Annotated in this window: 22 protein-coding genes; 14 read left to right on the top strand and 8 right to left on the bottom strand. The window is 71.3% G+C overall.

The genetic code is table 11. The features are described 5' to 3' along the window. Positions 1–12 precede the first annotated feature (12 nt). The 7 genes from KHC27_RS08385 (at position 13) to KHC27_RS08355 (ending at position 6,700) form a co-directional block, all read left to right on the top strand. On the top strand, positions 13–849 hold the full coding sequence (locus tag KHC27_RS08385; protein WP_213337650.1) for a carbohydrate ABC transporter permease: 837 nt from the start codon (positions 13–15) through the stop codon (positions 847–849). Positions 850–868: 19 nt separating this feature from the next. Continuing rightward, a complete protein-coding gene (locus tag KHC27_RS08380) occupies positions 869–1,816 on the top strand; it encodes an acetamidase/formamidase family protein (RefSeq protein WP_213337648.1) in 948 nt (315 codons plus the stop codon). 7 nt (positions 1,817–1,823) lie between these two features. Further along, a complete protein-coding gene (locus KHC27_RS08375; protein WP_213337646.1) occupies positions 1,824–2,996 on the top strand; it encodes an LLM class flavin-dependent oxidoreductase in 1,173 nt (390 codons plus the stop codon). A gap of 10 nt (positions 2,997–3,006) precedes the next feature. Beyond that, positions 3,007–3,510 (top strand): hypothetical protein, encoded by a 504-nt coding sequence (locus KHC27_RS08370; RefSeq protein WP_213337638.1) that lies wholly within the window; start codon positions 3,007–3,009, stop codon positions 3,508–3,510. A gap of 54 nt (positions 3,511–3,564) precedes the next feature. Beyond that, positions 3,565–5,127: a GMC family oxidoreductase gene (locus KHC27_RS08365; RefSeq protein WP_213337636.1), complete on the top strand. Its 1,563-nt coding sequence runs from the start codon at positions 3,565–3,567 to the stop codon at positions 5,125–5,127. A 90-nt stretch (positions 5,128–5,217) separates the two neighbouring features. Then, positions 5,218–5,898 carry a hypothetical protein gene (locus tag KHC27_RS08360; protein ID WP_213337628.1) on the top strand — a complete coding sequence of 227 codons (681 nt, stop codon included), beginning with the start codon at positions 5,218–5,220 and terminating at the stop codon, positions 5,896–5,898. Positions 5,899–5,938: 40 nt separating this feature from the next. Next, positions 5,939–6,700, top strand: coding sequence for a phosphoribosyltransferase (locus KHC27_RS08355; RefSeq protein WP_213337626.1), 762 nt, complete (start codon positions 5,939–5,941; stop codon positions 6,698–6,700). Between the two features lie 93 nt (positions 6,701–6,793). Here the strand turns inward: KHC27_RS08355 and KHC27_RS08350 are convergent, their stop codons facing one another. Further along, positions 6,794–9,088: a xanthine dehydrogenase family protein molybdopterin-binding subunit gene (locus tag KHC27_RS08350; protein WP_213337619.1), complete on the bottom strand. Its 2,295-nt coding sequence runs from the start codon at positions 9,086–9,088 to the stop codon at positions 6,794–6,796. Positions 9,089–9,229: 141 nt separating this feature from the next. Here KHC27_RS08350 and KHC27_RS08345 point away from each other — a divergent pair, with 141 nt between their 5' ends. From KHC27_RS08345 to KHC27_RS08335, 3 genes are read left to right on the top strand one after another with little or no spacing between them, the layout of a single operon-like run. After that, complete coding sequence (locus tag KHC27_RS08345; protein ID WP_213337612.1) at positions 9,230–11,620, top strand: xanthine dehydrogenase family protein molybdopterin-binding subunit; 2,391 nt, start codon at positions 9,230–9,232, stop codon at positions 11,618–11,620. Beyond that, the gene (locus tag KHC27_RS08340; protein WP_213337609.1) at positions 11,617–12,417 is read left to right on the top strand and encodes an FAD binding domain-containing protein; all 801 of its coding nucleotides are present in this window, start codon (positions 11,617–11,619) and stop codon (positions 12,415–12,417) included. The genes KHC27_RS08345 and KHC27_RS08340 overlap by 4 nt, the downstream gene beginning before the upstream one ends. Further along, complete coding sequence (locus KHC27_RS08335) at positions 12,414–13,598, top strand: xanthine dehydrogenase family Fe-S subunit (RefSeq protein WP_213337607.1); 1,185 nt, start codon at positions 12,414–12,416, stop codon at positions 13,596–13,598. Before KHC27_RS08340 ends, KHC27_RS08335 begins: the two co-directional genes overlap by 4 nt. A 30-nt stretch (positions 13,599–13,628) precedes the next feature. Here KHC27_RS08335 and KHC27_RS08330 read toward each other — a convergent pair whose 3' ends face one another. The 3 genes from KHC27_RS08330 to pxpB form a co-directional block, all read right to left on the bottom strand. Beyond that, positions 13,629–14,384 carry a GntR family transcriptional regulator gene (locus KHC27_RS08330; RefSeq protein WP_213337605.1) on the bottom strand — a complete coding sequence of 252 codons (756 nt, stop codon included), beginning with the start codon at positions 14,382–14,384 and terminating at the stop codon, positions 13,629–13,631. Positions 14,385–14,536: 152 nt separating this feature from the next. Further along, positions 14,537–15,613 carry a 5-oxoprolinase subunit C family protein gene (locus KHC27_RS08325; protein WP_213337603.1) on the bottom strand — a complete coding sequence of 359 codons (1,077 nt, stop codon included), beginning with the start codon at positions 15,611–15,613 and terminating at the stop codon, positions 14,537–14,539. Further along, on the bottom strand, positions 15,610–16,365 hold the full coding sequence (gene pxpB, locus KHC27_RS08320) for a 5-oxoprolinase subunit PxpB (RefSeq protein WP_213337601.1): 756 nt from the start codon (positions 16,363–16,365) through the stop codon (positions 15,610–15,612). Before pxpB ends, KHC27_RS08325 begins: the two co-directional genes overlap by 4 nt. Positions 16,366–16,491: 126 nt before the next feature. Between pxpB and KHC27_RS08315 the strand changes: the two genes are divergently transcribed. Both KHC27_RS08315 and cofH read left to right on the top strand, forming a co-directional pair. After that, positions 16,492–17,262 carry a LamB/YcsF family protein gene (locus tag KHC27_RS08315; RefSeq protein WP_213337710.1) on the top strand — a complete coding sequence of 257 codons (771 nt, stop codon included), beginning with the start codon at positions 16,492–16,494 and terminating at the stop codon, positions 17,260–17,262. A 3-nt stretch (positions 17,263–17,265) separates the two neighbouring features. Beyond that, positions 17,266–19,749, top strand: coding sequence for a 5-amino-6-(D-ribitylamino)uracil--L-tyrosine 4-hydroxyphenyl transferase CofH (cofH, locus tag KHC27_RS08310; RefSeq protein ID WP_213337586.1), 2,484 nt, complete (start codon positions 17,266–17,268; stop codon positions 19,747–19,749). Positions 19,750–19,884: 135 nt separating this feature from the next. On the opposite strand, the gene KHC27_RS08305 is transcribed toward cofH, so the two are convergent. The 4 genes from KHC27_RS08305 to KHC27_RS08290 all read right to left on the bottom strand — a co-directional run bounded on the left by KHC27_RS08305 (position 19,885) and on the right by KHC27_RS08290 (position 24,203). Then, positions 19,885–20,832 (bottom strand): LLM class flavin-dependent oxidoreductase, encoded by a 948-nt coding sequence (locus KHC27_RS08305; RefSeq protein WP_213337579.1) that lies wholly within the window; start codon positions 20,830–20,832, stop codon positions 19,885–19,887. A 96-nt stretch (positions 20,833–20,928) separates the two neighbouring features. Continuing rightward, positions 20,929–21,654, bottom strand: a complete 726-nt coding sequence (locus KHC27_RS08300) for a CoA-transferase subunit beta (protein ID WP_246519764.1) — start codon at positions 21,652–21,654, stop codon at positions 20,929–20,931. Positions 21,655–21,739: 85 nt separating this feature from the next. Next, complete coding sequence (locus tag KHC27_RS08295) at positions 21,740–22,696, bottom strand: CoA transferase subunit A (RefSeq protein ID WP_213337575.1); 957 nt, start codon at positions 22,694–22,696, stop codon at positions 21,740–21,742. Between the two features lie 10 nt (positions 22,697–22,706). Beyond that, a complete protein-coding gene (locus tag KHC27_RS08290) occupies positions 22,707–24,203 on the bottom strand; it encodes a pyridoxal-phosphate dependent enzyme (RefSeq protein ID WP_213337573.1) in 1,497 nt (498 codons plus the stop codon). A gap of 541 nt (positions 24,204–24,744) precedes the next feature. On the opposite strand from KHC27_RS08290, the gene KHC27_RS08285 reads away from it, so the two are divergent. Both KHC27_RS08285 and KHC27_RS08280 read left to right on the top strand, forming a co-directional pair. Next, positions 24,745–25,239: a (2Fe-2S)-binding protein gene (locus KHC27_RS08285; protein WP_213337571.1), complete on the top strand. Its 495-nt coding sequence runs from the start codon at positions 24,745–24,747 to the stop codon at positions 25,237–25,239. Between the two features lie 11 nt (positions 25,240–25,250). Continuing rightward, entirely contained in the window at positions 25,251–26,051 is an 801-nt protein-coding gene (locus KHC27_RS08280) for an FAD binding domain-containing protein (RefSeq protein WP_213337569.1), read from the top strand. Positions 26,052–26,231: the final 180 nt, after the last annotated feature.

Raw genomic sequence — 26,231 nt, 5'->3', positions numbered from 1 at the left:
GGGAGAATCCCCATGGCCGAGGAATCCGCCCGCCCGCAGGGCTCGCGCGGCCTGCTCTGGACCAGCGTCACCGTGGTCTATGCCGCCGTCGTGCTGTTCCCCATCTTCTGGATGGCGAGCATGATGGTGAAGCCGAACGAGGCGATGTTCGCCCGGCCCACCGCGTGGTTCTTCACCCCGACGCTGGAGCATTTCGACTATGTGCTGGCGCAGGGCTTCCACTGGAGCCTGCTGACCTCCTTCGTGCTCTGCACCCTGTCCACCGCGCTGGTGGTGGTGATCGGCACGCCCGCGGCCTATGCCTTCGCCCGGTTCGAGATGAAGCTGAAGGACGACATGTTCCTCTTCATCCTCGGCACCCGGATGGCGCCGCCGGTGTGCCTCGTCATCCCGTTCTACTTCATCTTCGCCCGGCTGAACCTGCTCGACACCTTCCTCGGCCTGACGCTCGCCTACATGACCTTCAACCTTTCCTTCTACATCTGGGTGCTGCGCTCCTTCTGCCGCGACCTGCCGGTGGAGCTGGAGGAGGCGGCGGCGCTGGAGGGCTGGTCGCGGGCGCAGGTGTTCCGCCGGGTGGTGTTCCCGCTGCTGCGCAACGGCATCGTCGCCACCGCCGTGCTGTGTTTCATCTTCGCGTGGAACGAGTTCCTCTTCGCCTTCATGCTCGGCGGCAAGGCGGTGCAGACCCTGCCGGTCTCCATCCCCAAGCTCATCACCTCGCAGGGGGTGCGCTGGGGCGAGATGGCGGTGGTCGGCATGACCGCGCTGCTGCCGGTGCTGGCGGTGGTGTTCGTGCTGCAGCGGCACATCGTGCGCGGCCTCACCCTCGGTGCGGTGAAGGGCTGAGCGGAAAGGGACAATCGCCATGGCCGAGCATTACCTGCCCTCCACCCCCGGCAACGTGCAGTGGGGCCTGTGGGACGCCGCCGTCCCGCCGGTGCTCACCATCCGCTCCGGCGACCGGGTCGTGATCGACACCCTTTCCGGCGAGCCGGAGGACATGCCCGATCCCGCCAGCGGCCTCGCCATCCTGCCCGAGCAGCCCGCCGTCTTCGCCCACGCCTTCCGCGGCCCCGGCCCGCACCTCCTCACCGGGCCGATCGCGGTCGAGGGCGCCGAGCCCGGCGACGTGCTGGAGGTGCGCCTGCTCGACATCGCCTTCCGCTCCGACTGGGGCTGGAACATCCAGATGCCGTTCTGGGGCACCCTGCCGGACGATTTCCCGGAGCTGCGCCGGCTCCACATCCCGCTCGACCTCACCCGCAAGGTCGCGCTTCTGCCGTGGGGGCAGGAGCTGCCGCTGAACCCCTTCTTCGGCAATCTCGGCGTCGCCCCGGCGCCGCAATGGGGCCGGCTCTCCTCCACCCAGCCGCGGGTGCATGGCGGCAACATGGACAACAAGGAACTCGGCGTCGGCGCCACGATGTTCTTCCCGGTCTTCGTGCCGGGGGCGAACTTCTCGGTCGGCGACGGCCACGGCGTGCAGGGCGACGGCGAGGTGTGCCTCACCGCGCTGGAGACCGCGCTCACCGGCACCTTCGAGTTCCACCTGCGCAAGGACATGCGGCTGACCACGCCGCGGGCGGAGCGCGCCGACAGCCTCATCACCATGGGCTTCGACGAGGATCTCGACGATGCCGCCCGCATCGCGCTGCGCGACATGATCGCGCTGATCGTCGAGCGGTCCGGCCTGTCGCCGCAGGACGCCTACACGCTGTGCTCGCTCGCCGCCGACCTGCGGGTGACCCAGACGGTGGACCTCAACAAGGGTATCCACTGCGTGCTGCCGCGCCGCTTCCTTCCCGCCCGCTGAGGTCGAAATGATGCGCAAGACGCGCTTCGGCATCTTCATGCCGCCGTGGAATTCGCCGCCCACCCAGAACATCACCACCTCGCTCCAGCGCAATCTGGAGACCATCCAGTGGATCGACGCGCTGGGCTATGACGAGGCCTGGGTCGGCGAGCACCACTCGGCCGGCAGCGAGATCATCGCCGATCCGATGATCTTCCTCGCCCATGCGGCGGCGCTCACCCGCAGCATCCGGCTCGGCACCGGCATCGTGCCGCTGCCCTACCACAACCCCTACCATGTCGCCGAGCGGATGATCCTGATGGACCATCTGCTGCGCGGGCGCTTCATGGCCGGCTTCGGTCCCGGCGGGCTGCCGAGCGACGCCACCATGTTCGGGCTCGACCCGCGCGAGCTGCGCCCGGCGCTCGACCATGATCTCGGCGTGCTGATGAAGCTGCTCACCAGCACCGATCCGGTGAGCGTGAAGACCGCGCGCTACACGCTGCACGAGGCGTTCTGCCAGCTCGCCCCGCACAGCGACCCGCTGTTCGATGTCTGCGTCGCCGCCACCCGCTCGGAGGCCGGGCCGCGCATCGCCGGGCGCCATGGGCTCGGCCTGCTCTCCACCGGCGTCATCTCGCCCAGGGAAGGCATGCCGGCCCCGCCGCTGCACTGGGACGTCTATGCGCAGGAGGCCCGCGCCCATGGCCATGTGCCCGACCCCGCGCGCTGGCGGCTGGTGGTGAACGTGCATGTGGCGGAGACCCGCGAACAGGCCGTCGCCGATCTGCGCCACGGCTTCGATCATTTCTGCGACTACACCCAGAAGACCATCGCCATGCCGGCCATCACCGCGCAGGGCGACAGCTTCGAGGAGCGGATCGCCTGGATGAACGAGGGCGGCATCGGCGTGATCGGCACGCCCGACGACGCCATCGCCTTCCTCACCCGCCTCGCGGCGCGGGCGGGCGATTTCGGCTGCATCCTCATGCTCGCCCATGACTGGGCGAACCGCGAGGCGACGCTGCGCCACTACGAACTCTTCGCCCGCCACGTCATCCCGCGCTTCCAGCCGAGCTACCGGCGTCTCATGATGGCCGAAGCGCGGGCGCAGGCGAGCCACTCCGCCGACCTCGTGACGAATTCCGCCGCCATCAACGCCTGGCTGCCGCCGAGCGAGCAACTGCCTGCCGGTGCCTGAGGAGACCCCCATGTCCGCACCCCCCATCGCCCACAAGGACCCCAAGATGCCGCCGCCGATCGCCCTGCCGGAGGGGGCGGACTGGGCGGGCGCGCTCGGGGTGTTCTCGCCCGGCGTCGCCGAAACCCTGCTGGTGGCGGCGCGCACGCTCTATCCCCATGACGGGCTGCCCGAGCGGGTCTATCGCCGCGTGGTGGCCCATCTCGACCGGATGGCAGCGGCCTCGCCGCTGGCGGCGCAGGGCTTCGCCGAATTCGTCGATCTGCTCGACGGCGCCTTTCCGCTGCCCTTCATCGAGCTGTCGGAAGGCTTCCGGGTGCAGGTGCTGAAGCGGGTGGAGGCCAGCGCGCCGTTCCGGCTGGTGCAGCGCTCCACCGTCCGCTTCCTCTATGACGACATCGAGGTGTGGGAGGCGTTCGGCTATGAGGGCGCCGCGGTGCATCTCGGCGGCTATGTGAACCGCGGCTTCGACGATCTGGACTGGCTGCCCGAGCCACCGGCGCCGGCCGTCTGACCCCTCTCCCTTCCCGCGACACTTCGGGCCCCCGGCCCCTTCAGGACGACCGACATGGCACGCTACGAACTCGACGACGACGGCGTCGTCGTCATCATCGGCTCCGGCGCGGGCGGCGGGACGCTCGCCAACGAACTCGCCCAGCGCGGCGTGGAGGTGGTGCTGCTCGAAGCCGGCAAGCACCTCACCGCCGAGGATTTCGTCAATGACGAGTGGGGCGGCTACGAGATGCTGTCCTGGCTGGACAAGCGCACCGCCTCGGGAAGCTGGCGGGTGGCGAAGGACCACCCCACCGCGCCGAGCTGGCACTGCAAGGTGGTGGGCGGCACCTCGGTCCACTGGTCGGCCTGCTGCTACCGCTTCATCGAGGACGATTTCCGCGCCCGCACCGTCTATGGCGACATCCCCGGCACCACCCTGATCGACTGGCCGCTGACGCTGGCCGAGATCGAGCCGTGGTACGACCGCGCCGAGGCCAAGATGGGCGTCACCGGCACCAACGGCCTGCCGCCGCTGCCGCCGAACAACAATTACAAGGTGATGCGGGCCGGCGCGGCGGCGCTGGGGCTCACCGTCTCCACCGGCCGCCACGCCATCAACTCGATTCCCTATGACGGCCGCCCCGCCACCATCCAGGACGGCTTCACCATCACCGGCGACAAGGTGGGCTCGCGCTGGTCGACGCTGAACGTCGAGATCCCGCGCGGCCTCGCCACCGGCAAGCTGGAGCTGCGCCCGGAAAGCCGGGCGGTGCGGATCGAGCACGACGCGGCGGGCAAGGCGAGCGCGGTGGTCTATGTCGACGCCGCCGGCGTCACCCACCGGCAGAAGGCCCGCGCCGTGGTGCTGGCCGGCAACTGCGTGGAGACGCCGCGCCTGCTGCTGCACTCCGCCAGCGCCCGTTTCCCGAACGGTCTCGCCAATGGCTGGGGCCATGTCGGGCGGCACTATCTCCGCCACATCGTGCAGACCGTGTGGTCGCTCTTCGACAAGCCGGTGAACATGCACCGCGGCGAGCTGATGGCCGGGCTGGTGACCGACTATGTCCGCCACGACCCCTCCCGCGGCTTCGCCGGCGGCTATCTCATCGAGCTGAACTCGATGGGCCTGCCCACCACCGCGGCCTTCCTCGATCCCGGCTGGTGGGGCCGCGACTTCGTCTCGGTCATCGAGCAGTACCGCAACATGGCCGGCATCTTCATGACCGGCGAGGACATGCCCCAGGCCGACAACCGGGTGACGCTGACCGACGAGCTGGACGCCTATGGCGTGCCGGTCGCCAACATCCACTATGACGACCACCCCAACGACCTGAAGATGCGCAGCCACGGCTACAAGAGCCTGACCGCCATCCACAAGGCGGCGGGGGCGAAGCGGTCCATCGAGGCGCCGTCCTACCCCGCCAGCCACAATCTCGGCTCCTGCCGCATGGCGCAGCGGGCGGAGGACGGCGTGGTCGACGGCTATGGCCGCGCCTTCGAGGTGCCGAACCTGTTCATCGCCGATGGCTCCAACTTCGCCTCCGGCGGCGCCGCCAACCCGACCCTCACCATCGTCGCCCTCGCCATGCGGCAGGCCGAGTTCATGGCCGAGCAGATGGCGGCCGGGGCGCTGTGAGCGGGGAGGCTGCCCGCTCGCCGGTAAGGGTATCCCGTCGCGGGTGAGCGGGTATAAGGTGTGCGGGTCCTTCCTCCAAGGTGACGATCCGTGTCCGCCCTGCACGCCTACCTGACGCTGGTTCCGCTGGTCATGTGCAAGGCCGCCGCCTCGAAATGGACATTGATCGATCCGTACCAGATGGAACGGGGCCCCGACTGGATCGAGGCGGCGACCGATTCGCTCTCCTGCAACGCGCTGCTGCTGCTCGCGCTTCTGCTGCATGGGTGGGGCTTCGTCGAAGCCGCCCATGTCGCGGCCTATATCGCGCTGGGCGCGGCGCTGTCGTCCGCTTACGTCATGAACGCGATCGGACCGTTCCCCCATGGTCGGGGGCGCGGGCGTCTTTCCCGGTTCGCGTCGCGGAAGCTCGATACGTTGATGAGCGCCTGTTATCCCCTGGTCTTCGTCTTCATCTACGGTTTCCTGCTCTCGCCCTTCTACACGCTCGATGGGGTCTACTGGACGGCGATCGGGCTGGGCATTCTGCTGCTGGTGGAGAAGACGTTCTTCATCCGGCGCCGTTTCCACGGCGAGCTGAACCCGGCCCTGCGGCTGGTTCAGGCTGGAGTCCTCGTGCGGGGCAGCGTGGCGTTGACCTCCGTGGTCGGTATCGGCGGCCTGCTGCTCTGGCTGCTGCTGTCCCATTCCATCCTCCACCAGATCGGCGCGGGCGTGGATCACACCCACTTCCTTCCCTTCCTCATCGGGGTCGTGCTGTATGGCCGATGACGCCGGATCGGAAAGCCGCGCCTCCGGCGGGCCGCCTCCGATGACGCCGGACGCCGTGCCGGCTGCCTCGGCGGGCGGGGATTTCACCGAGCCGACGCTGGACTACTGGCAGGAGCTGCACAGGGAGGTGCCGGCGCGGTTTTCCCCCGCGCCGCCGCACCGCTTCGGCTACCCCGTGCGGCTGCCGGACGGGCGGGTGCTGGTGCTGCCGCTGCGCGCGGTGCCCCCGGGCGAGCGGGCGGTGGCCTCGCTCATCGCCAACCAGGCCTCGTACGCGGTGGTCTCGGCGCTGGCGGGGCACATGGCCGATCTCGCCCGCGGCCTCGGCGCCGGGCTGGTGGTGGGGCTGCCGACGCTGGGCCTCGCCTTCGCCGCCGGGGTGGCGGAGCGGCTCGGCCAGCCGCGCTATGTCCCGCTCGGCTATTCCCGCAAGTTCTGGTACCGCGACGACCTTTCCGAGCCGGTGGTCTCGCTCACCTCGCCCGAGCCCGGCAAGCGGCTGCGGATCGACCCCAACCTGCTGCCGCTGCTGCAGGGGCGGCGGGTGGTGGTGGTGGACGACGCCATCTCCACCGGCGCGACCGCGCTGGCCGCGATCCGGCTGCTGGGCCGGCTCGGCATCGAGCTGGCCGGGGTGGTGGTGGCGATGAAGCAGACCCGCCGCTGGGAGGCGGCCCTCGCCGCCCTCGCCGCGGAAGGACGCGTGGTGCCGCCGGTGCGCGCCGTCTTCGCCGGCCCGCAGTTCGAGCGCCGGGCCGAGGGCTGGTGGCCGGTGGAGGGCACGCTGGCGCCGCTGCCCTGAGCGGCGGCGCGGCCCGCGCCATATCCGCCACCCGCTTCCGCCGCGCCGGCCGGCATGACCGGCGCGGAAGCCTCAAAGCCGCGCGGGCGTTCGTCAGGCGGCGCCCCGCGCGGCCTCCATCGCCTCCCACACCCGGGCCGGGGTCAGCGGCATGTCGAGATGGGCGATGCCCAGCGGCGCCAGCGCGTCCACCACCGCGTTGACGAAGGCGGGCGGCGCGCCGATGGCGCCGGCCTCGCCCGCGCCCTTGATGCCGAGCGGGTTGGTGGTGCAGGGCACGTTCCGGGTGCCGACGCTGAAGAAGGGCAGGTCGTCGGCGCGGGGCAGGCCATAATCCATGAACGAGCCGGAGAGCATCTGCCCGGTGTCGGCGTCGTAGACGGTGTTCTCGGTCATGGCCTGGCCGATCCCCTGGGCGATGCCGCCATGAATCTGCCCGGCCAGCACCAGCGGGTTCAGCACCCGGCCGAAATCGTCGACCACGGTGTAGCGCTCCACCGCGATGCGCCCGGTCTCCGGGTCCACCGCGACCTCGCAGACATGCGCGCCATTGGGGAAGGTGCCGATCATCTGCTCGAAATCGCCGACCCCGGTGAGGCCCCCGGTCTTCGCCGCCAGTTCCAGCAGGCCGATCGCGCGGTTGGTGCCTTCGGCGCGGAAGGCGCCGTCGTCGAAGCGGATGGCGTCCTCCGGCGCCTCGAGCGCCTCGGCGGCCGCCGCCCGGCCCTTGCCGATCACCGCCTCGCCGGCGAGCTTCAGCGCCCCGCCGCCATGCACCATGGTGCGCGAGGCCACCGTGCCGCCGGCGGAGGGCAGCGGCTGGTCGGTGTCGCCGCTCTTGACGGTGATCAGCTCGGGCTCGACGCCGAGCTGCTCGGCCAGCATCTGCACATAGGTGGTCTCATGGCCCTGCCCGGTGGACTGGGTGCCGATGTGCAGCAGGATGCGCCCGTCCGCGCCGATCTCCACCACCGCGCCCTCCTTGCCCGGCACGCCGGTGCGCTCGATGTAGTAGGCGAGGCCGATGCCGCGCAGCTTGCCGTCGCCGCGCTCCCGCCGGGCGGGGAAGCCGGCCCAGTCGGCGGCGTCGAGCCCGGCCCGCATCACCGCGGCGAAGTCGCCGGAATCGTAGGTGACGCCGGTGTCGGTGGTGTGGGGCATGTCCTCCGGGGCGATCATGTTGAGGGCGCGCAGCGCGTCCGGCGCGAGGCCGGCCTCGCGCGCCGCCTTGTCCACCAGCCGCTCGATCAGATAGGCCGCCTCCGGCCGGCCGGCGCCGCGATAGGCGTCGATCGGGGCGTTGTTGGTGTAGGCCACCCGCACGTCGGTGGCGACCTTCGGGATGCGGTAGACGCCCGGCGCCATGGGCGGGCCGGAGAGGGTGGGGCAGTAGACGCCGAAGGCCGAGAGCGCGCCGCCGGCACTGGCCAGCGTCTCCACCTTCAGCGCGGTGAAGCGGCCCTCGGCGTCGAGCCCCAGCCGGGCCCTGGAGAGGTTGTCGCGGCCCTGCGTGTCGGAGAGGAACGCCTCGGAGCGGGAGGACTGCCAGCGCACCGGCCGGCCGAGCTTGCGGGCGGCGTAGAGCACCAGCCCCTGCTCGGGATAGGGCACCGCCTTCATGCCGAAGCCGCCGCCGACATCCGGCGTGATGACCCGCAGCTTCTCCTCCGGCAGGCCGAACAGCGGCTGGAACAGCCAGCCCCGGATCATGTGGCTGCCCTGCGAGCCGGTGACGAGGGTGAAGCGGTCGGCCTCCCCGTCATACAGGCCGATGGCGTTGCGCGGCTCCATCGAGGAGACCACGATGCGGTTGTTGACCAGCTCCAGTTCGACCACGCGGTGGGAGGCGGCGAGCGCGGCCTCCGCCGCGTCGAGGTCGCCGAGGGTGAAATGCAGCGCGAGATTTCCCGGCGCCTCCTCGAAGAGCTGCGGTGCCCCCTCGGCGAGGGCGGCGGCGGCGTCCACCGCCACCGGCAGCTCCTCGATCTCCAGCTCCACCGCCTCGGCGGCGTCGATCGCCTGCGCCAGCGTCCCGGCGACGATGAAGGCGAGGGGCTCGCCGAGATGGCGCACCTTGTCCTTGGCCAGCAGCGGGCGCGGCGGGGTGGGCATGCGCCCGCCGCCGGCATGGTCCAGCACCACCACCACCGGAAGCGGGCCGATGCCGTCGGCGTCGAGATCGGCCGGCCCCCAGGCGCCGAGCACGCCGGGCATTTCCCGCGCGGTGCCGAGGTCCAGCCGGCGGATCACGCCATGGGCCACCGGCGCGCGCACCACCACGCCATGGGCCTCGCCGTCGAAATGGTGGTCGTCGGTGAAGCGCCCGCTTCCGGTGATGAAGCGCAGGTCCTCGACGCGACGGAAGGGCTGGCCGACACCGAACTTCATCAGGCTTTCTCCACTCTCGCCGGCTGAAGCGGCCGGCCGGTTGCACTTGGTACTATTTGTGAGAAGATCAGCACGCAGGGCTTGATATCGATGATAGTCTAATAAGATAGTGCGTCGCACAAGGGGTTGTTCGAGGCGTCCATGGCTGCCGCAGACAGCAGGTTGAAGGGTGAAGCCGTCTCCCGCGGCGTCGGTGCCTCGGTGCCGCGCAAGGAGGATGCCCGGCTGCTGGAAGGCCGTGGCCGCTTCATCGGCGACATGCGATTTCCAGGCCAGCTCGAAGCCGCCTTCTACCGCGCGCCCATCGCCCATGGCCGCATCCGCGCCATCCACATTCCCCCGCATCTGGCGGGGCGGGCCTTCACCCATGCCGACATGGTGGGGGTGAAGGACATTCTGGCGAAGACGGGGCTGCCCGGCTTCCGGGTTTCCGCCCAGCCCTCGCTCGCCGCCGACAAGGTGCGCTTCGCCGGCGAGCCCATCGTCATGGTGCTGGCGGCCACCCGGGCCGAGGCGGAAGATCTGGTGGAGGCCATCACCGTCGAGTTCGAGGAGCTGCCGGCCAATCACGACATGCTCGGCGCGGTCGCCCCCGGCGCGGCGCTGATCCATGAGGACTGGCCGGAGAACGTGTTCCTCGTCTCGCAGGCGGAGAAGAACTTCGAGGCCAGCCGCGCCGTCCTCGACGCCGCCCCGGTGAAGGTGACGCGCACGGTGCGCACCTCGCGCCAGTGCATGGCCCCGCTGGAGGGCAAGGGCTGCATTGCCCTGCACGAGCGCCATGTCGAGCAGCTCACCCTGTGGACCTCCACCCAGATGCCGCACATCGTGCGCTCCGGCCTCGCCGAGTGCCTGGGGCTGGAGGAGCGGCAGGTGCGGGTGGTGGCGCCCGATGTCGGCGGCGGCTTCGGCTGGAAGGGCCTGCTGCAGCCGGAGGAGGTGTGCTGCGCCTGGGCGGCCTTGAGGCTCGACCGCCCGATCAAGTGGCTGGAGGACCGGCGCGAGCACCTCATCGCCGCCGCCAACTGCCGCGAGCACCATTACGAGATGACCGCCTGGGCCGATGCGGAAGGCCGCATCCTCGGCCTCGACGCGCTGGCCCATGTCGATGCCGGCGCCTATTCGGTCTACCCCTTCTCCGCCTGCCTCGAAGGCGCGCAGGTGGTCTCCAACCTGCCGGGTCCCTACGACATTCCGGCCTATCGCTGCCGGGCGCTGTCGGTGTGCTCCAACAAGCCGCCCATCGTGCCCTATCGCGGTGTCGCCCGCACCGGCGTGTGCACCGCCATCGAGTTCATGGTGGAGGCGGTGGCGCGGGAGGCCGGGCTCGACCCTGTGGAGGTGCGGCTGCGCAACCTCGTCGGCCCGGAGCGGATGCCGTTCCGCTCCATCACCGGCAAGGATTTCGACATGGGCGACTATCCCGAGAGCCTGCGGCGGGCGCGGGAGATGATCGGGGACGCCGCGGTGCGGGCCCGGCAGGCCGGCGGCGAGGCCGATGGCCGCCGCATCGGCATCGGCTACGCCGTCTATTGCGAGCAGGGCGCCCACGGCACCTCGGTCTATCACGGCTGGGGCATTCCCATGGTGCCCGGCTTCGAGCAGTGCGGCGCCCGGCTGACGCCGGACGGCACGCTGGAAATCCGTGTCGGCAACCAGAGCCACGGCCAGTCCATGGAGACCACGCTGGCGCAGATCGCCTGCGAAATCCTCGGCATCGACCCGGCGAAGGTGAATGTGGTGCATGGCGACACCGCGCTGACGCCCTATTCCACCGGCACCTGGGGCTCGCGCTCGGCGGTGATGGCGGGCGGCGCGGTGGCCAGCGCCTGCGAGCAGATGGCCGAGCGGGTCAAGGCGATCGGCGCGCATCTGCTGCAGGCGCCCCGCGAGGCGGTGCGGCTGGAGGCGGCGCGGGTGGTGGGGCCGCAGGGCTCGGTGAGCCTGCGCGAGATCGCCCACACCTTCTACCGCGCGCCGCAGAACCTGCCGGCCGACGCCAATCCCGACGGGCTCGACCTCGTCGCCGGCTATCGCCCGGCGGTCGACACCGGCACCTTCTCCTATGCCAGCCACGCCGCCGTGGTCGCGGTGGCGCCCGGCACCGGCGAGGTCGAGATCCTCGACTACGTCATCGTCGAGGATGGCGGCGTGCTGCTGAACCCGATGGTGGTGGACGGCCAGATCTATGGCGGCACCGCCCAGGGCATCGGCACCGCGCTGTATGAGGAGATGGTGTACGACGCCAACGGCCAGCCGCTGGCCTCCACCCTCGCCGACTACCTGCTGCCCGGCGCCGGCGAGATGCCCCCGGTGCGGATCGCCCACATGGAGACGCCCTCGCCCAATACCCGCTTCGGGCAGAAGGGCATCGGCGAGGGCGGCGCCATCGCCCCGCCCGCGGCCATCGGCAACGCCATCAACGACGCCCTCGCCGGCCTGGGCGCCGAGCTCACCACCTGCCCCATGACCCCGCGCCGGGTGCGCGAGGCGCTGGTGCGGGCCGGCGCGGCGGCGGAGGCGGCCCGATGAAGGCGGCGGCGTTCGACTATCACCGCCCGGCAACGCTGGCGGCGGCGCTGCCGCTGCTCGCCGGGGGGGCGCGGCCGGTCTCCGGCGCCCAGAGCCTCGGCCCGATGCTGAACCTGCGGCTCGCCCGCCCCGCCGCGCTGGTGGAGGTCGGCCGCCTGCCCGAGCTGCGCCGCGTCGAGGAGCGGCCGGAGGGCGTGCTCTACGGCGCCGGCATCACCCATGCCGAGTTCGAGGACCGCGCGGTGCCCGACCCCACCGGGGGAATCCTGCCCGCCATCGCCCACGGCATCGCCTACCGCGCGGTGCGCAACCGGGGTACGCTCGGCGGCAGCCTCGCCCATGCCGACCCGGCGGCGGACTGGCCGGTCACACTCACCGCGCTCGGCGCCATCGTCCACCTCACCGCACCGACCCGCCACCGCGAGATGCCGCTGCGCGACTTCCTGCGCGGCGCCTTCGACACGGCGCTGGGAGAGGGCGAAATCCTCGCCGGGGTGTTCGTGCCGCGCCTCTCGCCGCAGGCCCGCTGGGGCTATCGCAAGTCCTGCCGCAAGGTCGGCGAGTTCGCCGAGGCCATGGCGGCGGTATTGCTGGACCCGCCGCGCGGGGTGGCGCGCCTCGTCATCGGCGCCACCGAGGCCCGGCACATCGTGCTGGAAGGCTTGCAAACGCTGGATTCCGTCGAGGCCGCGCTTGCCGGCGCCGGCCTCACCGAGGACCCGGCAAGGGCCCGGCTGTTCCGCACCGTGGTGCGCGAGGCGCTGGCGGCCGCCACAGGGGAAGGCGCCCACGCATGAACCGCGTCACCATCGAGGTCAATGGCCGCGTCCTCGCGGCGGAGGTCGCCCCGCGCCAGCATCTCGGCGATTTCCTGCGCGAGGAGCTGCTGCTCACCGCGACGCATCTGGGCTGCGAGCACGGCGTCTGCGGCGCCTGCACCGTGCTGATCGACGGTGCCCCGGCGCGGTCCTGCATCGCCTTCCCGGCCATGCTGGACGGCGCGAAAATCACGACGCTGGAAGGACTTAGCGATGACCCGGTGACGGCGGAACTGCGTGCCGCCTTCACCGCGGAGCACGGCCTGCAATGCGGCTTCTGCACGCCGGGCATGCTCATCATGGCGCGGGACATCGTGCTGCGCCGGCCCGGCGCCGACGAGGAGGCCATCCGCCACGAGCTGGCGGGCAATCTGTGCCGCTGCACCGGCTATGTCGGCATCGTGCGGGCGGTGCGCGCCGTCGCCGCCGCCCGCGCCGGGCTTCCGGCGGAGGTGACGCGGGGCCTGCCGGTGCCCGCCCCGGCCTATGTCTCGCCGCTGGCGCTGCCGGAGGCCGGTGCGCTCGCCCCCGCCGGGCGGGCGGCGCCGGCTGCCGCGCCCCCGTCCGCGCCGCCCCCGTCCGTTGACGAAAAGTCGTTGGAGACGTTGAAGAATCCCGTCCGGCTGGAGCAGCGCTTCACCGTGCCGGCGGGGGTTGGCGCGGTGTGGGACTTCTTCCAGCGCCCGGAGGCGGTGGTGGCCTGCCTGCCCGGCGCGCGGCTGGTCGCCCCCAGCGACGGCACCCGCTTCGAGGCGGAGATGACGGTGAAGCTGGGGCCGATGCAGGCCGCCTTCCGCGGCGCGGGCACCATTGCCGCCGACGCCGCCAGTTATACCGGCACGTTGCGCGGGCAGGGGGTGGATTCCCGCAGCGCCAGCCGGGTGCAGGCCGAGCTGGTCTACCGGCTGGAGCCCGCCGGCGTCGCGACCGCCGTCCATGTCGACATCGCCTATGCGCTGCAGGGCCCGCTGGCGCAGATGAGCCGTGGCGCCATCGCCCGCGACCTCGCCGGCCGGCTCACCGTGGCCTTTGCGCAGAACCTCGCGGCAGCGCTGGCCGGTGCCGGGGCGCCGGCCGCCCCCGCCCCGCTGGACGGCGGCGGGCTCCTCCTCGCCATGGTGAAGGACTGGCTGGGGCGCCTGTTCCGCCGCCGCGGATAGGCGAAAAATCAAGCGAAATCAAGGATTTGGCTAGTCGCCCCTGAGCAGGTCGACGTCGAGCTGCACGCAGTCGCCGCGGTAGATGATGTCGGCGACATAGATCACCACGTCGTTCTCGTCGACCACGACCAGATGGGCCTCGACCGTGGGAAAGCCGATGCCAATGGCGAGAAGATTGGCGATGCGCGGCTCCACCGTGCCGACGATGAAGGACTGCCGCGCCCGCTTCACCGCGAGGCCCTCAAGGCTGGCGACCACCGCGATGGTGGGCTCGCGGCCGAAGCGGTCGATGGCGCGCTGGTAGATCTCTTCTGCCAGATGCACCCGGGCGAAGGAATAGGGCTGGCCACGGCGGGACTGAACGCTCTCGAAATAGCGGTAGTCCTGCGCCGGCACGCCATCTTCCGCCCGCAGCGGCGGTGCCGGCGGCGGGGTGGTGACGGGGAGGAAGCGCGGCACGTTCATGCCGATGGTGCCGGCCAGAGAGCGCCATTTGAGGTCCAGCTTCAGCCAGCGCTTTTCCTCCACCTGCGCCGAGACAAAGGTGCCCTTGCCCTGGATGCGGCGAACCAGCCCCTCGTCCTGCAGCACCTCGACAGCCTGGCGGACGGTGACGCGCGCCACCTTGAACTCCGCCTCAAGCTCCTGGAGGGTCGATATCTTCTCGTTCGGCCGCCAGACCCCGTCCTCGATCCGGCGGCGGATCACCCCGGCGATCTGCAGGTAGCGCGGCACCGGGCTGCGGCGATAGTCCGGGCTGGCGAGGGCCGAGGCGTCCTTGGGCATGGCGGGCGTCGTGTCCGGCGAGGGCCTGTCCCGGTCGGCCGGCAATCGGGGCCGCGGCGGGAGGGGCGGAATCAACGAGAAGGTCTATCTTCTGTATCACGTTATCCTATGATTCGACCGTCCCGTGCGGATCGAGGCCCGGTTTTGCGGGGTTAATCGTCGAAGGCGCTGACCACGCCGGAGACGAGGTTGCGTTCCAGCAGCGCGGCGAGGTCGATGGCGGCCGCCGCCCGCACCGGCGCCAGCGTGCCGATCTGCCGGGTGATCTCGCGCTCCTGCGCTCGCCGCGCCTCCTCCGCCGCCTCCACGCTCACGGCCTCGAAGCGGACGGTCGCGCCCGGCAGCAGTCGTCCTGCCGCGGGCAGGTCCGCGGAGATCACCGTCGCGATCTTGGCGTAGCCGCCGATGGTCTGGTGGTCGACCAGCAGCACGATCGGCTGGCCCGAACCCGGCACCTGAATCGAGCCGGTGGCGATGCCGTCCGACACGATGTCGGCCCCGGCGACGAAGCCGAGCGCAGGCCCCGCAAGCCGCATGCCCATGCGGTCGGCCTCGCGCGTCACCGCGTAGGGGGCCGACAGGAAGGTCGCCATCGCCTCCGCCGTGAACGCTTCGGCCTGCGGCCCCGGCACCACCCGCAGCGTGCCGGCGAAGGCGAGGGAGGGCGGCTCCGGCAGTTCGAGGCACGGTCCGGGCAGCGACGCCGGCGAAAAGGGAAGGGTGTCGCCGGCCCGCAGCGCCCGACCCTCATGCCCACCAAAGCCGCCCTTGAGGTCGGTGGCGCGCGAGCCCAGCACCGGCGCCACCGGCAGGCCGCCGGCCACCGCAAGCACCGCGCAGCCGCTGCCGCGCAGCGCGCCAACCCGCACCACCGCCCCGGCCGGCGCGTCGAAGGCCCGCCACGCCGGATAAGTTGTGCTGGCGCCGTCCGCCTCGACCACGATGGTGACCTCGGCCCCGCCGAGGGCGAGCCGCGCCGTGCCGCCGGTCACCTCGAAGGCCGGGCCGGCGAGGCGGCATTCCAGCGCCGCGGCGGATTCATCGTTGCCGACTAGCGCGTTGGCGAGGCGCAGCGCCACCGGGTCGAGCGCGCCGCAGCTCGACACGCCGAGGGCCTGCCAGCCGAACCGGCCGAGGTCCTGAACCGTGGTCTGCGGCCCGGGCTGCAGAATGCGGAGCGTGCCTCCGGCAGGGATCGGGCTCGTGTCTCCGGCAGGGGTCGGGCTCATGGGGCCGTCGCCTTCTCGCGCGGGGGCTCAAAGGCGCCGGCGGCCACGGCGGCGCGGATGGCGGCGTGCTCTTCCGGCCCGACGGGTGCGAAGCGCACGCCGTCGCCGGGGCTGAACAGGGTGGGGGGCGTGCGGGCGGCGTCGAAGAAGCGCACCGGGGTGTTGCCGATCAGCCGCCAGCCGCCGGGCGATTCGAGGGGATAGACCCCGGTCATGCGCTGGGCGATGGCGACCGAGCCCGGCGGCACCCGCACCCGCGGCGTGGCGAGGCGCGGCAGGTCGAGCCGGGGGTCGAGGTCGCCGAGATAGGCGAAGCCGGGCAGGAAGCCCTGCATGTAGACCCGGTAGGTGCCGGCGGCGTGGCGCGCCACCACCTCCTCGGGCGGCAGGCCGAGCGCGGCGGCGGTGTCGGCGAGGTCCGGCCCGGCCGAGCCGCCATACAGCGTCGGCAGCACCCAGACCCGAGCCGGCCCGGCCGCGGTCTCCTCGCCGAGGTCCAGCGTCGCCAGCGCCTGCTGGATCGCCGCCGCGCTGCCGCGCCGGGGATCGTAATGCACCAGCAGCGAGCGGAAGGTCGGCACCGTCTCCGTCACCCCCGCCGGCGGGGCGGCGGCGATGAGCGCGGCGACGCGGTGCACCCGCGCATTGAGCTCAGGGTCGATCCGCGCGCCGAATTCGATGGCGAAGGCGGTGTCGCCCACGGGGAGGAAGCGCGCGAGGTCGGCGAGACGGGCCGTCAGCGGAACCTCCATCCGGCGGGAGCGGGCGCGATGGCCCTTGGGGAAGTGATGCTATGGATAGTATCTTTGTGCTTGAAAGCCATGCAAGTTTAATGTGTTAATATCATCAGGAATGAAGCAGCGGAGAGCGCCGTGACCTTGCGCATCAACATCAACGCCGACATGGGCGAGGGCTACGGCCATTATGACATCGGCGACGACGATGCCATCCTGAAGATCGTGAAGAGCGTCAATGTCGCCTGCGGCCAGCATGCCGGCGACCCCACGGTGATGCGGCGGGTCTGCCTCGCCGCGCAGGCGAACGGCGTTTCCATCGGCGCCCATCCCGGCTTCAACGACGTCTGGGGCTTCGGCCGCCGGCAGATCCGCATGAGCGCGAGTGACCTCGAATATCTCGTGGCCTATCAGCTCGGCGCCCTCGCCGCGATGGCGGCCTATGCCGGGGCCAAGGTCACCCATGTGAAGCCGCATGGCGCGCTCAACAACATGGCGGCGGTCGATGCCGATTATGCCCTCGCCATCGGCCGCGCGATCCGCACCGTTGACCCCTCGCTCTATTATCTCGCCCTCTCCCATTCCGAGATGGAGAAGGCGGCGCTGAAGCTGGACCTGCCGCTCGCCCGCGAAGCCTTCATCGACCGGCATTATGACGACGACGGCAACCTGCAGTCGCGCACCATCGCCGGCTCGGTGATCAAGGACCCGCAGCTCGCCATCGCTCGCACCATCCGCATGATCGAGGATGGGGAGATCATCTCGGTGAACGGCAAGCGCATGCCGACCCGGTTCGATTCGCTCTGCATCCATGGCGACGAGCCCACCGCCATCGCCGTCGCGGCGGCGGTGCGGCAGGGGGTGGAGGCGGCCGGCATCAAGGTCGTCACCCTTCCCGAGATGATGGCGGGCTGAGCGATGGCGCAGGGCGGTGTCGGCACGTTCGAGCGCCTCGCCGCCCGGCTGGTCGGGGGCGGCCGGCTGGACGAGGCCGAGGCGCTGGCCCTTGCCGGCGCGGGTGACCTGCCGGCGCTGGCCGCCGCCGCGGCGAGGGTGCGCGACGCCGGCTTCGGCCGGGTCGTCACCGTCTCCCGCAAGGTGTTCATTCCGCTCACCCAGCTCTGCCGCGACGTCTGCCACTACTGCACCTTCGCCCACCCGCCCCGGCGTGGCGCGCGCGCTTTCCTGACGCCGGACGAGGTGCTGGAGATCGCCCGCGCCGGCGCCCGCATGGGCTGCGACGAGGCGCTGTTCACCCTCGGCGACAAGCCGGAACGGCGCTACGCCGTGGTGCGGGAGGAACTGGCCGCCCTCGGCCATGGCTCCACGCTCGGCTATCTCGCCGCCATGGCGAAGCGGGTGATGGAGGAAACCGGCCTGCTGCCCCACCTCAATGCCGGGGTGATGGACGAGGCCGAGCTCGCCGCGCTGCGCGAGGTTTCCGCCTCGCAGGGCCTGATGATCGAGACCACCGCCGCCCGGCTTTCGGCGCGGGGCGGCCCCCATTTCGGTTCGCCCGACAAGCTTCCCGAGGTCCGGCTGGCGACGCTGGAGGCGGCGGGCCGGGCCCGGGTGCCGTTCACCACCGGGCTGCTGATCGGCATCGGCGAGACCCGTGCCGAGCGGATCGGGGCGCTGCTCGCGATCCGCGCCGCCCATGAGCGGCACGGCCATGTGCAGGAAGTCATCATCCAGAATTTCCGGGCCAAGCCCGGCACGCGGATGGCCTCCGCTGCCGAACCAAGCCTTGAGGACCACCTCTGGACCGTGGCGGTGGCCCGGCTGGTGCTCGGGCCGGCAATGTCGATACAGGCGCCGCCCAATCTCCAGCCCGAGGGGCTGGCGGCGCTGATCGGTGCCGGCATCAACGACTGGGGCGGTGTCTCCCCGGTGACGCCGGACCACGTGAACCCGGAGGCGCCGTGGCCGGCACTGGCCGCGCTGGCGCAGGCGAGCGCGCGCGCCGGCAAGGTGCTGGCGCCGCGCCTCGCGGTCTATCCCTCGCATCTCGACGCGGCGGCGGGCTGGCTGGCCCCCGCGGTGCGGTCCCGGGTGCTGAGCCGTGCCGATGCCGGCGGACTCGCTCATGAGAGCGGCTGGCGGGTCGGGGAGAGCGGCGGCACAGTGGTGGAATGGCCGGCGGCGCCCGCCCTCGCCGCTCCGGCGATTGCCGCTCCCGCTGTTGCCAGCCCCGCCCGTGCGCTGGATCGGCTGCTGGAGCGCCCCTTCGCCGGCCGCGGCCTCGATGAGGGCGACATCGTCGCGCTGTTCGAGGCGCGCGGCGACGAAGCCCGCCGGGTCTGCGCGGCGGCGGATGCGCTGCGGCGGGAGCGGGTGGGGGAGGCGGTCTCCTATGTCGTCACCCGCAACATCAACTACACCAATGTCTGTTCCTATCGCTGCGGCTTCTGCGCCTTCTCCAAGGGGCGCGGGGCCGAGCATCTGCGCGGCCGGCCCTATGAGCTCGATCTCGGCGAAATCCAGCGCCGCGCCCGCGAGGCCTGGGCCCGCGGCGCGACCGAGGTGTGCCTGCAGGGCGGCATCCACCCGGACTATTCCGGCGAAACCTACCTTTCCATCGTCCGCGCGGTGAAGGCGGCGGTGCCGGAGATGCATGTCCACGCCTTCTCGGCGCTGGAGGTGCGGCACGGCGCCTCGACCCTTGGCCTGCCGGTGGCCGACTTCCTCGCGCGGCTGAAGGAGGCCGGGCTCGGCACCCTGCCCGGCACCGCGGCGGAGGTGCTGGACGACGAGGTGCGCGCGGTGCTGTGCACCGACAAGCTCACCACCCAGCAATGGCTGGACACCATCGCCGCCGCGCACCGGGTCGGGCTGCGCAGCACCTCGACCATCATGTTCGGCCATGTGGATGCCTATCGCCACTGGGCGCGGCATCTGCTCCGGCTGCGGCGGCTGCAGGCGGAAGCCGGCGGCATCACCGAATTCGTGCCCCTGCCCTTCCTCCACATGGAAGCGCCGCTGTTCCTGAAGGGCGGCAGCCGGGCCGGACCCAGCCGGCGCGAGGCCATGCTGATGCACGCGGTCGGCCGGCTGGCGCTGGACCCCTTCATCATCAACATCCAGGCCTCGTGGGTGAAGCTGGGCGAGGGCGGCCTTGCCGCCGCGCTGGAGGCGGGGGCGAACGATGCCGGCGGCACGCTGATGGACGAATCGATCAGCCGGGCCGCGGGCGGCGTGCACGGCCAGGAGTTTCCGCCGGCCCGCATGGAAGCGGTGATCCGCGCCGCCGGGCGCATTCCCCGCCCGCGCACCACGCTCTATGCCGACGCGCCGGAGCGCCAGGTGCGGGCCTCCTTCGCCGCCGCCGCGCTGGCGCCCCGGGTGGAGCGGCCGGCGGGCAAGCTGGCGAGCATCGGCAGCCTGAAGGCGCTGCGGGGCTGACTTGGTTACCGGGCTGCGCCGCCAGGACGCCCGCGACTGTCGGCGTGCGCGGCTGTCGGCGTGGCCGGCTTGACGGGGTGTGCGCCGGCCGGAGGCGGGCCGCGGCGTGCGCGGCACCGCACGGGCTGCCCGCGCCTATGTCCGCAGCAGCGGCAGCACCTCGTGGGCGAGCCGGTCGATCTGTTCGTTATCGTAGCGCCACGGCACGAAGACGATGTTCTTCACCCCGGTCGCGATATGGGCGGCGATCTGCTCGGCGCATTCGGCCGGGGTGCCGACGATGGCGCTGTCGAAGGTGGAGAGGCTGCCCTTGGAGAGGTCCCACTCGGCGTGGAGCCATTCCGTCATCTTCGGCAGGCCCTCCTCGCGCGGGCCGACATAGATCGGCAGCTGGTTCAGGCTGTCGAGCTGCGCGGGGTCGCGGCCGGCCTCCTCGGCATAGGCGCAAATCTTGGCCCAGGCCTCGCGGTAGCCCTCGGGGGTGTAGAAATAGGTCAGCCAGCCGTCGCCGCGGGTGGCGGCGCGCTTCAGCACGACGTCGACATAGCCGCCGACCAGGATCGGCGGGTGCGGCTTCTGCACCGGCTTGGGGAACATCACCGCGTTGCGCAGGTTCAGCTCGTCCCACTGGCCGGTGACGCTGTCCTCGGTCCACAGCCGGCGCAGGATCTCGAGGTTGCGGTCCATGATCTTGCCGCGCCGCTCATAGGGGATGCCGACCGCATCGAACTCGCGCTTGTACCAGCCCACCGCCGCGCCGAGCGTGAGCCGGCCATTGCTGAGGAGGTCGAGCGAGGCGAGCTGCTTGGCGAGGATCACCGGGTTGCGCAGCGGCAGCACCAGCACGCCGGTGCCGATGCGGATGGTGGAGGTGCGTGCCGCCACCGCCGTCAGCAGCGCGAGCGAGTCGATGATGGGGAAGTGCGGATCGGTGCCGAGCAGGATGTGGTCCCACACCCACAGCGATTCGAAGCCGAGCGCTTCCATCCGCACGCCGTAATCCACCAGCGCCCGCGCATCCGGCAGCTCGGGAAAGCGGGTGAAGTTGCGCATCGCGATGCCGTAGGACACGGGGGCGGGCATGGCGTTCCTTTCGCTTCGGTTTCTTCCGGCGTCCTCGCCACATGGCGGCGTCCGCCGGCGGGGATGCTGTGGCTCGGCAGGGGGCGCGATCGCGCCCTAGGCGGTGTAGAGCCGCGCAGGGTCCAGCTCGCGCAGGATGGCGAGTTCGCCCGCCGTCGGCGGCTCGGTGACGGCAACGTCGTCCGGGACCGGCAGGGGAAAGCCGGTATGGGCGCGGATCGTCTCGGCGCTGACGCCCGGGTGCAAAGCGAGCACCATCATGGCGCGGCTTTCGGGGTCGAAGCCGAGAATGCCGAGATCGGTCACCACCCGGAACATGCCGCCGGCCGGCAGGCCGGCATCGGCGCGGCTGCTGCCGCCGCGCAGGAAGCCCGGGCTGGTGACGAAGTCGACCTTCTCCACGAAGCGCCGCTTCTCGTGCTTCATCGCCACGATCATGTCGGCGAGGCTGGCGATGTCGTTGCCGCCGCCGGTGCCGGGAAGCCGGATCTTCGGGGCGTCGGCATCGCCGATGAAGGAGGAGTTCAGATTGCCGTAGCGGTCGATCTGCGCGCCGCCCATGAAGCCGACATCGACATAGCCCCGCTGGAGCATCAGCAGCACGTCGGTGATCGACACCAGCATGTTGGCGCGGCGGGTGCAGCGCTGTTCATTGGTGGAGGGCGGCAGCTTGCCCGGCTCGACGAAGGGGCCGATCACCCCGCCCTCGAACAGGATGGTGAGGCCCGGGGCGTGGGTGCGCTGGGCGAGGATGGCGGCCAGAAGCGGAATGCCGACGCCGGCGAACACGGTCTGGCCCTCGCGCAGCAGCCGCGCGCTCATCACCGCCAGCAGCTCGGACGCGGTGTGGGCCGGGGCGGCGGGAGCCACGCCGAGATCGGCGCGGGCGAGGCCGGCGTGAGCGAGGTCAGTCGTCATAGATGCTGCTCCCGCGGCGCCGGGCGTCGAGCAGCTCGGCCATGCCGATACGCTCGAGATAGCCGGCCCAGTTGGTGGGCTCGTGATAGAAGCGCTCGAGATAGGCCTGCGCCCCCGCCTCCGGGTCCTTTGCCGTCATCTCGGCATAGAGGTCCATATGGCTGTAGAACGGCTCGTAGAGCCCGTAGCACTCGTGCGGCGCGCTGCCGAACGGCACTTCCACCACGGCATCGACGGTGAAGAAGCCGATCTTGGTCTGGTCCGGGGCCCGGCGGATCTGCTCGTTGGAGACGATCCGCTCGGTGGTGAGGATCACGCGCTTCGCCGCCATGGCCATGTCGATGTCCATGAAGGTCAGCCCGTCGAGCTGGGCGTTGCCATAGGCGTCGCAGCGCTGGACGTGGATCAGCGCGACGTCCGGGTTCAGCGCCGGCACCAGCAGCAGGGTCTCGCCGGTGAAGGGGCATTCCAGCGTCTTCGCCCCTTCGGCGCGGTCGAGCACGCCGGAACCGAGCATGGAGCGCATCGGCATGAAGGGCACGCCCATGGCGCCGGCGCGGTAGCGCAGGCCCATCGCCATGTGGCTCCACTCCTCGAAGCGGGCGCGCCCGCTCTCGGTGTAGGCCCGCATCACCTTGGAGACGCCCCAGACGATGCCCTGGCTGAACCAGCTCGTCATGATGTGGCGGGAGGCGCCGGAGGCGTAGAGCAGGTCGCCCTCGGTCGAGATGATGGAGCGGGAGACGGTGAGATCCGTCACCCCGGCGCGGATCAGCGCCCAGATCATGGCGAACGGCGTGCGCGAGGCGGTGCAGCCGCCCAGCGCGACGTGCTCGCCCGACGTCACCAGCTTCGCCGCCTCTTCCAGCGACATCACCTTGTCGCGCAGGCTGCGGTCGCGCGCGCGGGTGGCGGCGCGCAGGTCGAGATAGGAGGAAACGCCCACGACCACCCCCTCAGGCCGCCGCCGCGACGCCGACGTCGCGGTTCATGCGGGTGATGAGCTCGTCGAACACGGCGAGCTGGCCATGCAGGCCCTTCCAGAAGGACTGGTGCCGGCGCCGGTCGAAATCCTCGACCGGGATGCCCTGCTGTTCCACCCAGGTGTAGTAGCCGAGGTTGAACACGCGCTGCCGGTCGCGGTGGTCCAGCTCCAGCACATGGTCGGCATCGCCGCCGAGCAGGTGGCGGCCGAAGGCCTCGGCGGCGTCGATCTGGTCGTAGCGCCCGCCCTTGCGGGCGAGATGGGCGGCAAGCTCGCTGGGGTAGAGCTCGGCGCCGTCGGTCGCGACGGTGATGATGGCGTCGTCCGGCCCGAGGTCGAGCCGGCGGGCGACCTTGATCGCGGCCAGCACGTTGCCGATGCCGGAGAGGCCGAAGGCGCCCAGCGCCTCGATCAGCGCCCCGTCGAGCCCGCGGCGCTCGGCGAGATAGGCCCGGCCGGCCTCGCTGCCGAACAGCAGGGCGAGATCGTCCGACGCCGTGTCGGAGACGCCGGCGATCACGTCGGTGTTGGTGACGTTGTGGATGAGGGGCACGTGCTTGTCGCCGATGCCCTGGATGTTGTGCTCGCCGAAGCCGTTATAGAGCAGGGTCGGGCATTCCACCGGCTCCATCGCGACGATGCGGGCGCCGTGCTCTTCCTTCAGCCGGTCGCCGGCGCCGAGCGTCCCGGCCGAGCCGGTGCCGGCGACGAAGGCAGCGAGGCGCAGCCCGGGCGTCAGCCCGGCATGGGCCTCGAACAGCCGCGCGGCGGCGCTGCCGGTCATGGCGTAATGCGCGAGGTAGTTCGGGAATTCGGCGAACTGGTTGAGGATGACGTTGCCGGGGTCGCGGGCGATCTCGGCGCAGGCGTCGTAGATTTCCTTGACGTTCGACTCGGTGCCGGGTGTGCGGACGATGTCGGCGGGGTCGGTGACCCACTTCTCCAGCCAGTTGAAGCGCTCGGCGCTCATGCCGCCGGGCAGCACCGCGACGCCGCGGCAGCCGAGGATGCGGGAAATGGCGATGCCGCCGCGGCAGTAGTTCCCGGTGGACGGCCACACCGCGCGGTGGGCGACGGGGTCGAAGCTCCCGGTGACGAGGCGGGGCACGAGGCAGGCATAGGCCGCGAGCACCTTGTGCGCCCGGATCATCGGGAAATGCCGGCCGAGCATGACGAAGATGCGCGCGGGCACCCCGGTCAGCGCCGGGGGCAGCTCGACATGGGCCGCCACCTCGTGGCCGCCCACCTGCATCGGGGCGTTGTACCAGTGCACGCCGAACAGGTTGCGGGCGTCCGGCGCGTTGCGGTCCGCCGCGCCGGCGGCACGCCGCCACGCGTCCGGCATCGAGCCCGGATCGGCCAGTTCGCTGAAGCGGGGCAGGGCGATGCCGCGGGCGCGCAGATGCGCGACGGCCGCGCGATAGATGCCGGGGTCGCAGACATCGGCATGGAGGTCGAACGGGTTCATGCGGGTCCTGTGCTGATCGTCCGGCGGTGCCGCCGGCGCCTCTGCGAGAGCCTGGTTCCTATCGTACTATTGTTAGTACCATTTGGACAAAATCACTAGCTTTTGCAGCGATGTCAAATGGCTAAATATGCGTCTTCCGTGGGTGTCCTTTCCATTCCCTCGGGTGCTGCGGGCGTCCAGGGTGCGCGATCCCGTCCGCTCATGGGGGACCTGCAGGAAACAGGCCGGGCGGTGCCGGTTGGGGGCACACCTTGGGAGGGGATGGCCGTCCGGCGCGGCTGCCGCGCCGCGGGCTGCGCAGGTCAATGCTTTGATCCTATGTGCTAGGTGACAGGAACAAAGAGAAAGAAAATGCTTCCCCAGTGGTGGCTTACGTTGTCCAATCATTAGGCAGCGGAAGGCGCCGAAAGCGGCAGCGGCCGGTGACCTCCGCGCGGCGGCGCGGAAATACCGTGCCTGGCCGCCGTCTCGCTGCCGCGCCGGAATGGCACGGGGGTTGCGAGCCCCGCGCCGGGACGTCCAGCCACAGGAGCCACGGCCGATGCCGACCTTCGCCACGACCGTCAATGGAATCGCCGTCACGGCGGAAGTCGACCCGCGCCTGCTTCTGGTCGATTTCCTGCGCGAGCGGCTTGGCCTCACCGGCACCCATGTCGGCTGCGACACCAGCCAGTGCGGTGCCTGCACCGTGCATCTCGACGGCCGGGCGGTGAAGGCCTGCGCGGTGCTGGCGGTCCAGGCGGCGGGGCGGGAGGTGCTCACCATCGAGGGCATCGGCAGCGCCGAGGCGCTGCATCCCATGCAGGCCGCCTTTCGCGAGCATCATGGCCTGCAATGCGGCTTCTGCACGCCCGGCATGATCATGGCCGGGCTCGACACGGTGCGGCGCCACGGCACCGAGCTCGACGCCGAGACGGTGCGGGCCGAGCTCGAAGGCAATCTGTGCCGCTGCACCGGCTATCACAACATCGTCGCGGCGGTGATCGACGGCGCGGCGGCCATGGGTTCCGCCGCTTTCGCGCCCGCCGCCGGCTGAGGGAAAGCGCCATGTTCACGTTCAGCTATCACCGTCCCGCCAGCGTCGACGACGCGCTCGCCCTCGCCGCCGCCGAGGACGAGGCGAAATACCTCGCCGGGGGCCAGACCCTGCTGCCGACACTGAAGCAGCGCCTCGCCTCCCCCTCCGATCTGGTCGATCTCGGCGACATCGCCGAGATGTCCGGCATCCGGGTCGAGGAGGATCGTGTGGTGGTGGGGGCGATGACGCCCCATGCCGATGTCGCCGCGTCGGCGGCGGTGCGCGCGGCGATCCCGGCGCTGGCCGATCTCGCCGGGCGGATCGGCGATCCCGCCGTGCGCAACCGTGGCACGATCGGCGGGTCGGTCGCCAATAACGACCCTTCGGCGGATTATCCCGCCGCCTGCCTCGGCCTTGGCGCCACCATCCTCACCACGGTGCGGGAGATTCCGGCGGAAGCCTTCTTCCAGGGCCTGTTCGAGACGGCGCTGGCGCCGGCCGAGATGATCACCGCGGTGTCCTTCCCCGTTCCGCTGCGCGCGGCTTATGAGAAGTTTCCCAACCCCGCCTCGCGCTACGCCATGGCCGGGGTGCTGGTGGCGGTGACGCCGGCCGGGGTGCGGGTCGCGGTGACCGGGGCGAGCCAGGCCGGGGTGTTCCGCTGGACAGAGGCCGAGGCGGCGCTGGACGCCGCCTTCGCGCCGGAGGCGCTGGTGGGCCTCGCCTTGCCGGCCGAGGACATGATCGCCGACATTCACGGCAGCGGCGCCTACCGCGCCCACCTCGCCGGCGTCATGGCCCGCCGCGCGGTGGCCCGCCTGCTGGGCTGAGCCGCCGCCGCGCAAGAGAAGCGCGCCGCGGTGTAGCGCGCTGCGGTTGCCGTTCCCGGCGCCGCCGAGAAGAACCCGCCGCGCGGTGGCGCGCTGCGGTTGCCGTTCCCGGCGCCGCCGAGAAGAACCCGTCGCGGGGTGGCGCGCTGCGGTCGCCCTTCCCGGCGCCGCCAAGAAAAA

The organism is Ancylobacter lacus, from assembly GCF_018390635.1.
Classification (GTDB): domain Bacteria; phylum Pseudomonadota; class Alphaproteobacteria; order Rhizobiales; family Xanthobacteraceae; genus Ancylobacter; species Ancylobacter lacus.
Note: the sequence above shows the minus strand (reverse complement) of the source record. Positions and strands in the feature narration are given on the sequence as shown.

Excerpts from the sequence above, each read along its gene's own strand:
- KHC27_RS08385 (WP_213337650.1), top strand. The coding sequence starts at position 13 with ATGGCCGAGGAATCCGCCCGCCCGCAGGGCTCGCGCGGCCTGCTCTGG.
- KHC27_RS08380 (WP_213337648.1), top strand. The coding sequence starts at position 869 with ATGGCCGAGCATTACCTGCCCTCCACCCCCGGCAACGTGCAGTGGGGC.
- KHC27_RS08375 (WP_213337646.1), top strand. The coding sequence starts at position 1,824 with ATGATGCGCAAGACGCGCTTCGGCATCTTCATGCCGCCGTGGAATTCG.
- KHC27_RS08370 (WP_213337638.1), top strand. The coding sequence starts at position 3,007 with ATGTCCGCACCCCCCATCGCCCACAAGGACCCCAAGATGCCGCCGCCG.
- KHC27_RS08365 (WP_213337636.1), top strand. The coding sequence starts at position 3,565 with ATGGCACGCTACGAACTCGACGACGACGGCGTCGTCGTCATCATCGGC.
- KHC27_RS08355 (WP_213337626.1), top strand. The coding sequence starts at position 5,939 with ATGACGCCGGACGCCGTGCCGGCTGCCTCGGCGGGCGGGGATTTCACC.
- KHC27_RS08350 (WP_213337619.1), bottom strand. The coding sequence starts at position 9,088 with ATGAAGTTCGGTGTCGGCCAGCCCTTCCGTCGCGTCGAGGACCTGCGC.
- KHC27_RS08345 (WP_213337612.1), top strand. The coding sequence starts at position 9,230 with ATGGCTGCCGCAGACAGCAGGTTGAAGGGTGAAGCCGTCTCCCGCGGC.
- KHC27_RS08340 (WP_213337609.1), top strand. The coding sequence starts at position 11,617 with ATGAAGGCGGCGGCGTTCGACTATCACCGCCCGGCAACGCTGGCGGCG.
- KHC27_RS08335 (WP_213337607.1), top strand. The coding sequence starts at position 12,414 with ATGAACCGCGTCACCATCGAGGTCAATGGCCGCGTCCTCGCGGCGGAG.
- KHC27_RS08330 (WP_213337605.1), bottom strand. The coding sequence starts at position 14,384 with ATGCCCAAGGACGCCTCGGCCCTCGCCAGCCCGGACTATCGCCGCAGC.
- KHC27_RS08325 (WP_213337603.1), bottom strand. The coding sequence starts at position 15,613 with ATGAGCCCGACCCCTGCCGGAGACACGAGCCCGATCCCTGCCGGAGGC.
- pxpB (WP_213337601.1), bottom strand. The coding sequence starts at position 16,365 with ATGGAGGTTCCGCTGACGGCCCGTCTCGCCGACCTCGCGCGCTTCCTC.
- cofH (WP_213337586.1), top strand. The coding sequence starts at position 17,266 with ATGGCGCAGGGCGGTGTCGGCACGTTCGAGCGCCTCGCCGCCCGGCTG.
- KHC27_RS08305 (WP_213337579.1), bottom strand. The coding sequence starts at position 20,832 with ATGCCCGCCCCCGTGTCCTACGGCATCGCGATGCGCAACTTCACCCGC.
- KHC27_RS08300 (WP_246519764.1), bottom strand. The coding sequence starts at position 21,654 with ATGAGCGCGCGGCTGCTGCGCGAGGGCCAGACCGTGTTCGCCGGCGTC.
- KHC27_RS08290 (WP_213337573.1), bottom strand. The coding sequence starts at position 24,203 with ATGAACCCGTTCGACCTCCATGCCGATGTCTGCGACCCCGGCATCTAT.
- KHC27_RS08285 (WP_213337571.1), top strand. The coding sequence starts at position 24,745 with ATGCCGACCTTCGCCACGACCGTCAATGGAATCGCCGTCACGGCGGAA.
- KHC27_RS08280 (WP_213337569.1), top strand. The coding sequence starts at position 25,251 with ATGTTCACGTTCAGCTATCACCGTCCCGCCAGCGTCGACGACGCGCTC.